A 12,257-nucleotide genomic window follows, 5' to 3' on the forward strand; every position below is an offset into this window, starting at 1 on the left:
TATGTACTGACTTCACGCTTGAGGTTAAGTATCCGTTATAATCGGTTGCAGATACCAGCCTGCGGGATGCTCACTATGGAATACCAACTCACACTTAATTGGCCCGATTTTCTTGAACGCCACTGGCAGAAACGCCCGGTGGTCTTAAAACGCGGGTTTAACAACTTTATTGATCCTCTTTCTCCTGACGAACTGGCTGGACTGGCAATGGAAAGCGAAGTCGACAGCCGACTCGTCAGCCATCAGGATGGTAAATGGCAGGTTAGCCACGGTCCCTTCGAAAGCTACGACCATCTTGGCGAGAACAACTGGTCTTTGCTGGTGCAGGCGGTCAACCACTGGCACGAACCTACCGCCGCGCTGATGCGCCCGTTCCGTGAATTACCGGACTGGCGCATCGACGATCTGATGATTTCTTTCTCTGTACCCGGCGGCGGCGTTGGCCCGCACCTGGATCAGTACGATGTATTTATCATTCAGGGAACCGGTCGTCGTCGCTGGCGCGTAGGCGAAAAACTGCAGTTGAAGCAGCACTGCCCTCACCCGGATCTCCTTCAGGTCGACCCGTTTGAAGCTATCATCGATGAAGAGCTGGAACCCGGCGATATCCTGTACATTCCACCGGGATTCCCGCACGAAGGCTATGCGTTAGAAAACGCGATGAACTATTCGGTTGGCTTCCGTGCGCCAAACACTCGCGAGCTGATCAGCGGGTTCGCCGATTACGTTTTACAACGCGAACTGGGCAGCACCTATTACAGCGATCCTGATCTGCCTCCGCGCGATCATCCGGCAGATGTTCTGCCGCAGGAAATGGACAAGCTGCGCGAAATGATGCTGGGCCTGATTAATCAGCCAGAACATTTCCAGCAGTGGTTTGGCGAGTTTATTTCTCAGTCTCGTCATGAGCTGGATATTGCCCCGCCGGAGCCACCGTATCAGCCAGACGAAATTTATGATGCCCTGAAACAAGGTGATGTGTTAGTGCGTCTGGGCGGATTGCGCGTATTGCGCATTGGCGACGACGTCTACGCTAACGGTGAGAAAATTGATTCACCGCATCGTCCTGCGCTGGAAGCGCTGGCCAGTCATATTGTGCTGACGGCTGAGAACTTTGAGGATGCGCTGGAAGATCCTTCTTTCCTTGCCATGCTTGCCGCGCTGGTCAACAGCGGGTACTGGTTCTTCGAAGGGTAATGCGGACTGTGCCTGATGCGACGCCATGCGTCTTATCAGGCCTACTGGAGTGAAATATTGTAGGCCGGATAAGCAAAGCGCCATCCGGCAACTACACATATTTTATTTTTGTTTCGCGGCCAATTCAGCAATACGCACAATCACCTGCACCGCTTTTTCCATTCCTTCCAGGGTTACAAACTCATGCTTGCCATGATAGTTGTAGCCGCCGGTGAACAGATTCGGACACGGTAATCCCATAAATGACAGCTGTGCGCCGTCAGTGCCGCCACGGATTGGTTTCAGCACCGGCTCAATATCGCAATCGCGCATCGCCTGCTGGGCGATATCCAGCACGTGCGGATGCTCAATCACTTTTTCGCGCATATTGTAGTAACTGTCTTCAATCACCAATTCGATATAACAGTCCGGGTGTAACCCTTTGCCGACCTTCTTGGCGATATCCATGATCTTACGTTTACGCGCTTCAAACTGCTTACGGTCAAAATCACGAATAATGTAGTGCATATCCGCCCGATCGACCGTCCCTTTCATGCTCGCCAGATGATAAAAGCCTTCGTAGCCTTCCGTCTTTTCCGGGCTTTCATCTGCCGGAACCTCTGCATGAATACGCGCTGCCAGCGACAGCGCATTCACCATCACCCCTTTTGCGGTGCCGGGATGCACATTGTTGCCAACAATTTTGATATTAACCGACGCGGCGTTGAAGTTCTCAAACTCCAACTCACCTACGCCACCACCGTCAACGGTATAGGCCCACTGCGCATCGAATGCCGCAACATCAAAATGCTTCGCCCCTTTACCCACTTCTTCGTCCGGCGTAAAGGCCACGCGGATATCACCGTGCGGAATATCTTTTTGGATAAGCACAGCCAGCGCGGTCATGATTTCCGCCACGCCTGCTTTATCATCCGCGCCCAGCAACGTTTTACCGTCTGTGGTGATCAGCGTCTGACCCAGAAGTTGATGCAGCACCGGGAACATCACCGGCGATAAAACTTCATCACCAATGCCTAACGCAATATCGCCACCGCGATAGTTTTCAACGATTTGCGGATTGACATTTTTACCGCTGAAATCCGGTGAGGTATCCACATGGGAAATAAAGCCGATCGCGGGAATATTGCCAGCAACGTTCGCGGGTAACGTTGCCATCAGCGTACCTTTTTCGCTCAGTGAAATATTAACCAGCCCCATCTCTTCGAGCTGTTGTTTGAGCAGTTGTAATAATTTCCACTGTCCTTCGGTGCTGGGAACCTGCCGCACGCCCGATTTTGATTGGGTGTCCAGCGACACGTAGTGTAAAAAACGCTCAAGTAGTTTATCCATGCAGTCACCCTCACTTTTTGTGACAACATTATCAATAAGCAACAAAAGACAAATATTGCGTCAGGTCACTTTTATCCCCGCAAGTGAGAATATTTCGCCCTGACATCCCCTCTGACTATAGGGCTAAGTCAGTAATTCGCAACAAGGATTGGCGATTACAATGGTTTGCCGTAGAATAACGGCCCTCATTAAGAGTCATCAAGGTGGTTAACCACAAACCCCGCATCGGTCAGCCATCCGTTGCGTTTACATGGGACAGAGTAAAAAATTGAATAAACAACCGCGTTCGCTTTCTCCACTGGTGCAATTAGCGGGAATTCGCAAAAGTTTCGATGGCAAAGAGGTGATTTCCAGCCTGGATTTGACCATCAATAATGGCGAGTTTCTTACGCTGCTTGGCCCCTCTGGCTGCGGTAAAACAACCGTTCTTCGCCTGATTGCCGGTCTGGAAACGGTTGATTCCGGTCATATTTTGTTGGACAACGAGGACATCACTCACGTTCCAGCGGAAAATCGCTACGTGAATACCGTCTTCCAAAGCTATGCGCTATTCCCCCACATGACTGTGTTTGAAAATGTGGCCTTTGGTTTGCGCATGCAAAAAACGCCCGCAGCCGACATTTCTCCCCGCGTTACCGAAGCCCTGCGCATGGTGCAACTGGAAGAGTTCGCCCAGAGAAAACCGCATCAACTTTCCGGCGGACAGCAGCAGCGCGTAGCGATTGCCCGAGCAGTGGTCAACAAACCCCGCTTACTCTTGTTAGATGAATCCCTCTCTGCGCTGGACTACAAACTGCGTAAGCAGATGCAGAATGAACTGAAAGCACTGCAGCGTAAGCTTGGTATCACTTTTGTCTTTGTCACACACGATCAGGAAGAAGCGCTAACCATGTCCGACCGCATCGTGGTGATGCGCGATGGTAAGATTGAGCAGGACGGTACGCCGCGCGAAATCTACGAAGAGCCAAAGAATCTGTTTGTCGCCGGGTTTATCGGTGAGATCAATATGTTTAACGCCACGGTGATTGAACGTCTGGATGAACAGCGTGTTCGTGCTAACGTTGAAGGCCGCGAGTGCAATATTTATGTCAACTTCGCGGTAGTTCCCGGACAAAAGCTGCACGTCCTGTTACGCCCTGAAGATTTGCGCGTTGATGAAATCAATGATGATAATCATATCGAAGGCCTGATCGGCTACGTGCGCGAACGCAACTACAAAGGCATGACGCTGGAGTCGGTTGTAGAACTGGAAAATGGCAAGATGGTGATGGTCAGCGAATTCTTCAACGAAGACGATCCTGACTTTGACCACTCGCTCGACCAGAAAATGGCAATTAACTGGGTAGAAAGCTGGGAGGTCGTACTGGCTGATGAAGAGCACAAGTAAATTCCAGAGTGTGGTGATCTTCACCATTGTCGGTTGGCTTGTGTTATTTGTCTTTCTGCCCAACCTGATGATCATCGGCACCAGCTTTTTGACCCGTGACGACGCCAATTTCGTCAAAATGGTCTTTACGCTGGAGAACTATACGCGCCTGCTCGATCCGCTCTATTTTGAGGTACTGGTTCACTCCCTCAATATGGCGCTGATTGCCACGCTCGCCTGTCTGGTACTCGGCTACCCGTTTGCCTGGTTTTTGGTGAAACTGCCGGAAAAAGTACGCCCGCTGCTGCTGTTCCTGCTGATTGTTCCGTTCTGGACCAATTCTCTGATTCGCATCTACGGACTCAAAATTTTCCTCAGTACCAAAGGCTATCTCAACGAGTTTCTGTTATGGCTCGGCGTTATCGATACACCCATTCGCATTATGTTTACCCCCAGCGCGGTGATTATCGGGCTGGTATACATCCTGCTGCCGTTTATGGTGATGCCGCTCTATTCCAGCATTGAAAAGCTCGATAAACCGCTGCTGGAAGCCGCACGCGATTTAGGCGCAAGTAAGCTTCAGACCTTCACCCGCATCATTATTCCGTTAACGATGCCGGGGATTATCGCCGGATGCCTGCTGGTCATGCTGCCCGCAATGGGGCTGTTTTACGTTTCCGACTTAATGGGCGGAGCGAAAAACCTGCTGATTGGTAACGTAATTAAAGTTCAGTTCCTGAACATTCGCGACTGGCCGTTTGGCGCCGCCACCAGCATAACGCTGACTATCGTGATGGGGCTGATGCTGCTGGTCTACTGGCGCGCCTCCCGCCTGCTGAATAAGAGGGTAGAACTCGAATGATCGGTCGACTGCTTCGCGGCGGTTTTATGACCGCTATCTACGCGTATCTGTACATTCCAATCATTATTTTGATTGTGAACTCCTTTAACAGCTCGCGCTTTGGCATCAACTGGCAAGGTTTTACGACCAAGTGGTACGGTCTGCTGGTGAACAACGACAGCCTGCTGCAGGCGGCGCAGCACTCGCTGACCATGGCGGTGCTCTCCGCCACGTTCGCCACGCTGATCGGTTCACTTACTGCGGTCGCGCTTTATCGTTACCGTTTTCGCGGTAAGCCGTTCGTCAGTGGCATGCTGTTCGTGGTGATGATGTCGCCGGATATTGTGATGGCAATATCTCTGCTGGTGCTGTTTATGCTGATCGGCATTCAACTGGGCTTCTGGTCGCTGCTGTTCTCGCATATCACTTTTTGTCTGCCTTTTGTGGTGGTGACGGTTTATTCTCGCCTGAAAGGTTTTGATGTCCGCATGCTTGAGGCGGCTAAAGATTTGGGTGCCAGCGAAGTAACTATTCTGCGCAAGATAATACTGCCACTGGCTATGCCTGCGGTGGCTGCGGGTTGGTTGCTGAGTTTTACGCTGTCGATGGATGATGTTGTTGTTTCATCTTTCGTCACCGGACCGGGTTATGAAATTTTGCCATTAAAAATCTACTCAATGGTTAAAGTCGGCGTATCACCAGAGGTGAACGCGCTGGCGACCATTTTGTTGGTTCTGTCGCTGGTTATGGTGATTGCCAGCCAGCTTATTGCACGTGATAAAACCAAGGGCCGCTAAGGCCCTTAATTCAGGGGACGTTAAATGATGAAAAAATGGTCACGCCACCTGCTCGCGGCGGGTGCTCTGGCACTGGGCATGAGCGCCGCTCACGCGAATGACAACAACACGCTCTATTTCTATAACTGGACTGAATACGTCCCACCGGGTCTGCTGGAACAGTTCACCAAAGAAACCGGCATTAAGGTTATCTATTCGACCTACGAGTCGAATGAAACCATGTACGCCAAGCTCAAAACCTATAAAGACGGCGCATACGATTTGGTGGTCCCGTCCACCTATTACGTCGATAAAATGCGTAAAGAAGGCATGATCCAGAAGATCGACAAGTCGACGTTGACCAACTTCCACAACCTCGATCCGGAAATGCTCAACAAGCCGTTTGACCCAAACAATGACTACTCCATCCCGTATATCTGGGGTGCAACGGCCATTGGCGTCAACAGCGATGCTATCGATCCGAAAACCGTCACCAGTTGGGCCGATCTGTGGAAGCCGGAGTACAAAGGCAGTCTGCTGTTAACGGATGATGCGCGAGAAGTGTTCCAGATGGCGCTGCGCAAGCTGGGATATTCCGGCAATACCACCGATCCTAAAGAGATTGAAGCCGCCTATAACGAGTTGAAGAAGCTGATGCCTAACGTTGCGGCATTTAACTCTGACAACCCGGCCAACCCGTATATGGAAGGCGAAGTTAATCTGGGGATGGTGTGGAACGGCTCCGCGTATGTTGCGCGTCAGGCGGGCACACCGTTGGAAGTGGTATGGCCGAAAGAAGGTGGCATTTTCTGGATGGACAGCCTGTCTATTCCGGCTAACGCGAAAAACAAAGAAGGTGCGCTGAAGCTGATTAACTTCCTGCTGCGCCCGGACGTCGCAAAAGAAGTCGCAGAAACTATCGGTTACCCGACGCCGAACCTGGCAGCACGCAAGCTGTTAAGTCCTGAGGTCGCGAACGACAAAACGCTCTACCCTGACGCGGAAACCATCAACAAAGGGGAATGGCAAAACGATGTCGGTTCCGCCAGCGCTATCTACGAAGAGTATTATCAGAAGCTAAAAGCAGGACGCTAATACTCGTGCAACCCGGCAGGCGTCGCTGCGCCGGGTTGCTACCTGCCAATCCCTACTTTTTACGCCTTTCGACTGATTCCCGCTCCCCAGTTTCTGGCTATGCTTACAGTATTCCAGGCCGGCTTCTGAGGCTTCCAATGACAACGCTCTGGCTGCTACTTGAGTTGGCTAATCTGATCGTATTTACGCTGGTGATTCTCCCACGTAAGCAGCCGGTAAACGCTCGTCCTTTGCTGCCTGTCACCGCAACCCGCCTGCTACGGCTCACCTTTTTAATACCGATCCTGGTTTTTGGTTATAGCCTGTTTTTCAGTCATCAGATTGGTCCGGTGGAGTGGGGATGTATGATTTTGGCGATCGTAGGTAACGCGCTGGTCATCAAAGGAAAATGGGATTTGGGGGAGAGCCACACATGGACAGGCTACTATTTACCTCGTGCAAAAAGGGTTACGCGCGGCATTTTTGCCTGGATTGCGCACCCCATGTATACCGGAATTATTCTGGTGATTATCTCGTGCAGCCTGGTTTACATTACCCGACTACCCATATGGCTGAGCGCACTGGGGCTGATCTGTTGTTTTTACATCGTTGGATTTTTGATTATGGCGGCCCTGCGTGAGGACCGCCAGCTTGTACAGGCTTAAACAGTATTATCCGGATAGCCGTTACAGCCCTTTTAATAACTTCTCAACGAACTCAGGCACCACCTGGCTTGCCGGACCGTAATACTTCTCTTCAAACTCGCTGCCTACCTGGCTCGGTTCGAGATTGAGTTCTACCGTATGTGCCCCATGCAGCCGCGCCTCATGCACAAAACCCGCTGCCGGATAAACATGTCCCGATGTGCCAATCGCAATGAACACATCTGCCATTGCCAGTGCCATATAAATTTCATCCATTCCCAGCGGCATTTCACCAAACCACACGACGTGTGGTCGCAGCGGTGCCGGAAACTGGCAGCAATGACATTTATCTTCCGGGGTCACATCGCCCGTCCATTCCAGAATCTGCCCGCTTTGCGAACAGCGAACTTTGAGCAACTCGCCGTGCATATGGATAACGTTCTGGCTGCCCGCACGCTCATGCAGATTATCAATGTTCTGCGTCACCAGTAAAAAACGATCGCCCAGCTCGGCTTCGAGTTTTGCCAGTGCGATATGCGCCGCGTTGGGTTGGATTTCAGGCTGCTGCAACTGATGGCGACGGGCGTTATAAAACGACTGAACCAGTTCCGGGTTTCGACTAAATCCTTCCGGAGTCGCAACGTCCTCTACCCGATGTTCTTCCCAGAGACCATCCGCCGCGCGGAATGTTCGAATTCCTGACTCAGCGGAGATTCCCGCTCCAGTCAGTACCAGCACTCTTGGTTTTTCCATCAATTCAGGCACCACTCTGTCTCTGAAAAAGATTCGTTGACGCAGGCGATCGCGCAAATGGCGTTTATTTTTACGAAAGCGGCTTAACCGATGACCCCGACGCGACAGCATAACAACCTCTTTGTATTAATCGGTAAGATGTAGGAAAGCAGCCCCGCGCATCCCGCCGGCATCACCGTGCCGTGCCTGCTCAATACGCGGTACCCGGGCAACCGGCAGCAGATGACGTGGCAGTCGATCCGCCAGTTGCGTCGTAATAGCGGTAAAATTCGACAAGCCTCCGCCAATCACCACCAAATCAGGATCGACGATAGTCAGGATATTCCCAAGACACACTGCCAGCAAATCCAGATAGCGTTCAACGTGGGCACGCGCGTGTTCATCACCCTGCTCCCACAGCGCGATAATTTCGCGGGCATCCAGCGGTTGATGGTAGTAATGCTGATACAACCACGCAAATCCACCGCCGGAAAGATAGCTTTCGATGCATCCCAGTTGACCGCATCCGCAGCGGCGCAGCGGGAAATCAAAGCCCATCAGCGTCAGCGCATCGACCGGCAAACGAATATGACCAAACTCACCGGTGATATAGCTGCGTCCGGTGATGGATTTCCCATTAAGCACCAGGCCGCCGCCGACGCCCGTACCGAGGATCAACCCCATCACCAGCGGATATTGGGTGAACTCGTCATCCCAGGCTTCGGAGAGAGCAAAACAGTTCGCATCGTTATCCAGACGCACATCGCGGTCAAGGCGAGCGCTGAGATCGGCGCGGAGCGGTTTGCCACTTGCGGCAGGAACATTGGCCGCGTACAGCGTGCCGTCTTCGGTTTCCGGCATGCCCGGAATGCCGATGCCTACCGAACCTTTGATGCCGAACCGCTGATCCGCTTCCGTCACCAGATTGCAGACCGCATCAAGGAAAGCGTCGTAGCTGTCGCGAGGCGTAGGAACGCGAGTTTCCCATTGCAAACGACGTTGCTTATCAAACACGCCAAGCGCAATTTTGGTCCCGCCGATGTCAAATCCGTAATACATCACCGCTCCTTGATACACGTCATCCTTCAAGATGCCTCTACGTTAGTTACGCCTTGATGCAGCATGAATGCTGTCGTGTATTATTGTTGTTATTGGCCGCTAAGTACTCTCGCAGGATCAATATTGCTGGCGCGACGCGCCGGATACCAACTTGCCAAAAGACTCAGCACGAGTGCTGTCACCAGCACGTAAATCACATCCAGCCAGTGTAATTCCGATGGCAGGAAGTCAATGAAATAGATATCGCCGGACAGGAACTGATGGCCGATAAGCGCCTCAATCCCGTTTATGATCGGCGTCAGTTGCAACGACACAACCACCCCGATGACGACGCCTATCAGGCTACCGAACAGACCCGCCAGCAGGCCGTACCAGACAAAAATGGCACGGATCAACCCATCTTTCGCCCCGAGGGTTCTTAATACCGCAATATCGCCGCTTTTGTCTTTTACCGCCATCACTAACGTGGAAACGATATTAAAACAGGCCACGCCAATCACCAGCACCATAGCCAGATACATAATGGCGCGGATCATCTGAATATCGCGGTACATATAGCCGTAGGTGCCGATCCAGCTCTTGATGTAAACATAGTTATTGGTGACTTCACCCGCGTCTCGCACCAGCTTATTGGCGTTAAACACGTCGTTAACCTTCAGCGCGATCCCGGAAACGCTGGTTCCCATATCAAGATATTGCTGCGCATCTTCCATTGGGATCATGGCAAAGCTGTGATCGAGCTGACCACTAAGTTGCAGGATCCCCGTCACGTGCAAACGCACGCGTTTAGGCTGCTGTAGCTTATGATCCGCACTGGCGTTAGGGATCATAATCGACACCCAGTCGCCCTGCTTCACCTTCAGCGCATCGGCAATACCCTTACCAATGATGATTTGTTGTTCACCGGCTTTAAAATTATCCCAGGCGTGGTTTTGCACAAAGGATGGCAACGCGCTTAAACGCTGTTCCTGTTTCGGGTCTACGCCCTTCACCTGCACCGCGCGTAAGTTCGCCCCGCTCTCCACCAGTCCGGTAAAGTTGATATAAGGCGCCGCGGCGACAATACCCGGCACTTTTTGTACCTTGTCGAGCGCTTCCTGCCAGTTATTCCACGGCTGATTTACGGCTTCAATCTCTCCGTGTGGGACTACGGCCAGAATACGGTTGTTCAGCTCACGCTCAAATCCGTTCATGGCACTTAAACCGACGATCAACACCGCCACACCCAACGCGATGCCAACGGTAGATATCACCGAAATTAACGAAACCATACCGCCGCGCCGCCGACCACGGCTAAAGCGCAGACCAATCAATAACGATAAAGGCGAAGCCATTACTCTGCTCCCATCAGGCTCAGTTCAGCCGTCAGGCGACCATCGCGCATTTCAAGCTGGCGACTCATCCGCTTCGCCAGTTGCAGATCGTGCGTCACCACCAGAAATGCCGTGCCCTGAGAGCGGTTCAGCTCACCCAGAAGCTCGAAAATGCTGTCCGCGTTACGCGCATCCAGGTTACCCGTTGGCTCATCCGCCAGGACCAGACGCGGGTTATTCACCAGCGCACGCGCGATGGCCACCCGCTGGCGTTCGCCGCCAGACAGTTCAGACGGGCGATGACTGGCACGATGATCCAGCCCTACCGCTTTCAGCATATCCCGTGCGCGCTCGGTGATTTCAGCCGGTTTTTTCTTGCCGATCAGCAGCGGCATCGCTACGTTTTCCAGCGCGGTAAAATCCGGCAGCAAATGGTGGAACTGGTAAATAAAGCCCAGCTTCTGATTGCGCAGTTCCGCTTTCGCCGCCGACGAGAGCTTGCTCATTGGCTGACCGCTAAAAATGACGTCGCCGGAAGTCGGGGTATCCAACCCACCTAACAGATGCAGCAACGTACTCTTGCCGGAGCCGGAGCTGCCGACAATCGCCATCATCTCACCTTCGCCGACGCAAAAACTGACATCGTGCAGTACATCGGTCTGCACAGTGCCTTCCTGATAGCGTTTGCACAGGTTGTCGCATTGCAACAGGATCTTATTCATAACGTAAAGCCTCAGCGGGTTGAGTGGCGGCAGCGCGCCAGGAAGGATAAAGCGTAGACAGCAGCGCGATGGCCATCGCCACCAGCGCAATGACGATAACCTGTAGCGGCTCAATGGCGACCGGCAGCGCAGCGCCATCCAGCAGCACACCAATAATTGGCATCAGATTGTTCAGTTGGCTGGCGAGCAATGCACCCAGTACAGCGCCCAGCAGCGCGCCAATCACCCCGGCACTGGCCCCCTGAACCATAAACACCATCATTATCTGCCGCGGCGTTAGCCCCTGCGTTTGTAAAATCGCCACTTCCCCTTGCTTCTCCATTACCATCAGACCCAGCGAGGTAATAATATTAAAAGCCGCCACCGCCACGATCAGGCTAAGCAGCAGCCCCATCATGTTCTTTTCCATGCGCACGGCCTGGAACAGTTCCCCTTTGCGCTCGCGCCAGTCCTGCCATTTGGTGCCTTGCGGCAGCGTTTGCTGGCTCAGCGTGTCAACTTTTAACGGTTCGTTCAGCCACAGACGCCAGCCAGTGATATTACCCACCGGATAGCGCATCAGACGCGAGGCATCCTGAATGTTGGTCAGCATCTGGTAGCCATCGACTTCGCTGTTGGCGGCGAAAGTGCCAATCACCGTAAACAAACGCTGGCTCGGCAAACGCCCCATCGGCGTAAACTGGCTGGCCGAGGGCACCATCACACGGATTTGATCGCCACGGTTCACGCCCAACTGCCCGGCAAGCTGCTCGCCGAGGATGACATTATACTTACCCGGTTGCAGATCTGTTTGCTTCACATTGACCAGATACGGCGTTAACGGATCTTTTTGCGCCGGATCGATACCGAGCATCACGCCGACCGCCACGCTACGCGCACTTTGCAGCACCACATCTCCCGTAGTTATGGGTGCAACGCGGTTGACGCCGTTCAACGCCACCGCTTTTTCCGGCAGTTGTTGCGGGTTGAGGGAACCCTGTTCAGACGAGAGTACGGCCTGAGGCATCAGGCCAAGAATATTGTTTTGCAGCTCGCGCTCGAAACCGTTCATCACCGACAACACCGTGACCAGCGCCATTACCCCGAGAGTAATGCCTATGGTGGAGAGCCAGGAAACGAAGCGACCGAAGCGATCTGCTGCACGCCCACGCATATAACGCAGGCCGATGAATAGAGCGACAGGTTGGTACATGAAATCCGTCTG

The 12,257-nt window shown here is 52.8% G+C and carries 12 protein-coding genes; 6 read left to right on the forward strand and 6 right to left on the reverse strand.

What is annotated here, in order from left to right:
- The first annotated feature begins 75 nt into the window (after positions 1 to 75).
- The gene (gene roxA / locus OGY17_RS14880; protein ID WP_003030786.1) at positions 76 to 1,197 is read left to right on the forward strand and encodes a [50S ribosomal protein L16]-arginine 3-hydroxylase; all 1,122 of its coding nucleotides are present in this window, start codon (positions 76 to 78) and stop codon (positions 1,195 to 1,197) included.
- Positions 1,198 to 1,299: 102 nt separating this feature from the next.
- On the opposite strand, the gene pepT is transcribed toward roxA, so the two are convergent.
- Entirely contained in the window at positions 1,300 to 2,526 is a 1,227-nt protein-coding gene (gene pepT, locus OGY17_RS14885) for a peptidase T (protein WP_020996480.1), read from the reverse strand.
- A gap of 250 nt (positions 2,527 to 2,776) precedes the next feature.
- Between pepT and potA the strand changes: the two genes are divergently transcribed.
- From potA to OGY17_RS14910, 5 genes are all read left to right on the forward strand, one after another.
- Positions 2,777 to 3,913, forward strand: coding sequence for a spermidine/putrescine ABC transporter ATP-binding protein PotA (potA, locus tag OGY17_RS14890; protein ID WP_003832287.1), 1,137 nt, complete (start codon positions 2,777 to 2,779; stop codon positions 3,911 to 3,913).
- Positions 3,897 to 4,754 (forward strand): spermidine/putrescine ABC transporter permease PotB, encoded by an 858-nt coding sequence (potB, locus tag OGY17_RS14895; protein ID WP_008784439.1) that lies wholly within the window; start codon positions 3,897 to 3,899, stop codon positions 4,752 to 4,754. The genes potA and potB overlap by 17 nt, the downstream gene beginning before the upstream one ends.
- Positions 4,751 to 5,530, forward strand: coding sequence for a spermidine/putrescine ABC transporter permease PotC (potC, locus tag OGY17_RS14900; protein WP_006684943.1), 780 nt, complete (start codon positions 4,751 to 4,753; stop codon positions 5,528 to 5,530). The genes potB and potC overlap by 4 nt, the downstream gene beginning before the upstream one ends.
- A gap of 27 nt (positions 5,531 to 5,557) precedes the next feature.
- Positions 5,558 to 6,604 carry a spermidine/putrescine ABC transporter substrate-binding protein PotD gene (gene potD / locus OGY17_RS14905; protein ID WP_003030797.1) on the forward strand — a complete coding sequence of 349 codons (1,047 nt, stop codon included), beginning with the start codon at positions 5,558 to 5,560 and terminating at the stop codon, positions 6,602 to 6,604.
- Positions 6,605 to 6,741: 137 nt separating this feature from the next.
- Positions 6,742 to 7,248: a methyltransferase family protein gene (locus OGY17_RS14910; protein WP_286607690.1), complete on the forward strand. Its 507-nt coding sequence runs from the start codon at positions 6,742 to 6,744 to the stop codon at positions 7,246 to 7,248.
- Between the two features lie 21 nt (positions 7,249 to 7,269).
- Here the strand turns inward: OGY17_RS14910 and cobB are convergent, their stop codons facing one another.
- From cobB to lolC, 5 genes are all read right to left on the reverse strand, one after another.
- Positions 7,270 to 8,091, reverse strand: coding sequence for a Sir2 family NAD+-dependent deacetylase (cobB, locus tag OGY17_RS14915; protein ID WP_003832281.1), 822 nt, complete (start codon positions 8,089 to 8,091; stop codon positions 7,270 to 7,272).
- 15 nt (positions 8,092 to 8,106) lie between these two features.
- Positions 8,107 to 9,018 (reverse strand): N-acetylglucosamine kinase, encoded by a 912-nt coding sequence (nagK, locus tag OGY17_RS14920; RefSeq protein WP_020996481.1) that lies wholly within the window; start codon positions 9,016 to 9,018, stop codon positions 8,107 to 8,109.
- 89 nt (positions 9,019 to 9,107) lie between these two features.
- Positions 9,108 to 10,352 carry a lipoprotein-releasing ABC transporter permease subunit LolE gene (lolE, locus tag OGY17_RS14925; RefSeq protein WP_003030804.1) on the reverse strand — a complete coding sequence of 415 codons (1,245 nt, stop codon included), beginning with the start codon at positions 10,350 to 10,352 and terminating at the stop codon, positions 9,108 to 9,110.
- Positions 10,352 to 11,053 carry a lipoprotein-releasing ABC transporter ATP-binding protein LolD gene (lolD, locus tag OGY17_RS14930; RefSeq protein ID WP_003832278.1) on the reverse strand — a complete coding sequence of 234 codons (702 nt, stop codon included), beginning with the start codon at positions 11,051 to 11,053 and terminating at the stop codon, positions 10,352 to 10,354. Before lolD ends, lolE begins: the two co-directional genes overlap by 1 nt.
- Positions 11,046 to 12,245, reverse strand: coding sequence for a lipoprotein-releasing ABC transporter permease subunit LolC (lolC, locus tag OGY17_RS14935; protein ID WP_213786346.1), 1,200 nt, complete (start codon positions 12,243 to 12,245; stop codon positions 11,046 to 11,048). Before lolC ends, lolD begins: the two co-directional genes overlap by 8 nt.
- Positions 12,246 to 12,257: the final 12 nt, after the last annotated feature.

It is taken from the genome of Citrobacter sp. Cpo126, assembly GCF_030332445.1.
GTDB classification, from domain to species: domain Bacteria; phylum Pseudomonadota; class Gammaproteobacteria; order Enterobacterales; family Enterobacteriaceae; genus Citrobacter; species Citrobacter portucalensis.

What these genes read in the sequence shown, in the direction of transcription:
- lolE (WP_003030804.1), bottom strand. Translation starts at nt 10,352, where the DNA reads ATGGCTTCGCCTTTATCGTTATTGATTGGTCTGCGCTTTAGCCGTGGT.
- OGY17_RS14910 (WP_286607690.1), top strand. Translation starts at nt 6,742, where the DNA reads ATGACAACGCTCTGGCTGCTACTTGAGTTGGCTAATCTGATCGTATTT.
- potB (WP_008784439.1), top strand. Translation starts at nt 3,897, where the DNA reads ATGAAGAGCACAAGTAAATTCCAGAGTGTGGTGATCTTCACCATTGTC.
- pepT (WP_020996480.1), bottom strand. Translation starts at nt 2,526, where the DNA reads ATGGATAAACTACTTGAGCGTTTTTTACACTACGTGTCGCTGGACACC.
- lolC (WP_213786346.1), bottom strand. Translation starts at nt 12,245, where the DNA reads ATGTACCAACCTGTCGCTCTATTCATCGGCCTGCGTTATATGCGTGGG.
- potA (WP_003832287.1), top strand. Translation starts at nt 2,777, where the DNA reads ATGGGACAGAGTAAAAAATTGAATAAACAACCGCGTTCGCTTTCTCCA.
- lolD (WP_003832278.1), bottom strand. Translation starts at nt 11,053, where the DNA reads ATGAATAAGATCCTGTTGCAATGCGACAACCTGTGCAAACGCTATCAG.
- cobB (WP_003832281.1), bottom strand. Translation starts at nt 8,091, where the DNA reads ATGCTGTCGCGTCGGGGTCATCGGTTAAGCCGCTTTCGTAAAAATAAA.
- nagK (WP_020996481.1), bottom strand. Translation starts at nt 9,018, where the DNA reads ATGTATTACGGATTTGACATCGGCGGGACCAAAATTGCGCTTGGCGTG.
- potD (WP_003030797.1), top strand. Translation starts at nt 5,558, where the DNA reads ATGAAAAAATGGTCACGCCACCTGCTCGCGGCGGGTGCTCTGGCACTG.
- roxA (WP_003030786.1), top strand. Translation starts at nt 76, where the DNA reads ATGGAATACCAACTCACACTTAATTGGCCCGATTTTCTTGAACGCCAC.
- potC (WP_006684943.1), top strand. Translation starts at nt 4,751, where the DNA reads ATGATCGGTCGACTGCTTCGCGGCGGTTTTATGACCGCTATCTACGCG.